Origin of the sequence: Actinospica durhamensis (assembly GCF_018139695.1) — a bacterium.
Taxonomy (GTDB): domain Bacteria; phylum Actinomycetota; class Actinomycetes; order Streptomycetales; family Catenulisporaceae; genus Actinospica; species Actinospica durhamensis.
Window position 1 is genome coordinate 1 of the sequence record NZ_JAGSOG010000813.1, and the last position, 415, is coordinate 415.

Below are 415 nucleotides of genomic sequence, written 5' to 3' on the forward strand. Positions count from 1 at the left end.
CCGTTACTCAGCCAGGAGCTGCTCCACCTTCTCCACCTTCACCGTCATCGCGTTCACCACGCCCGGACGGATGTCCGCCTTCAGCACGAGGCTCACTCGCCCGCAGTCCTCCTGCACGGCCTCGCACGCCCGCTTGACGACGTCCATCACCTCGTCCCATTCGCCCTCGATCGTGGTGAACATCGAATCCGTACGATTGGGCAGCCCCGAGGCGCGCACCACCTTGACGGCCTTGGCGACCGGCTCGGCGACATCCTCACCGGCCCCGATGGGCGTGACGGAGAAGGCGATCAGCATGATTGCTCCCTGACTTTCGTGCCTTGTCGTGTTGACCTTGTCGTGTCGAGATCGACTCTAACCCGGACGACCGACAAGAACCGTCGCCGCGTCAGATTCCCCCGCACGCCCCCTCAAC

General features: G+C 64.3%; 1 protein-coding gene. It reads right to left on the reverse strand.

What is annotated here, in order from left to right:
- Window positions 1-3 precede the first annotated feature (3 nt).
- Window positions 4-297 carry an MTH1187 family thiamine-binding protein gene (locus KDL01_RS42345; protein WP_212534329.1) on the reverse strand — a complete coding sequence of 98 codons (294 nt, stop codon included), beginning with the start codon at window positions 295-297 and terminating at the stop codon, window positions 4-6.
- Window positions 298-415 lie beyond the last annotated feature (118 nt).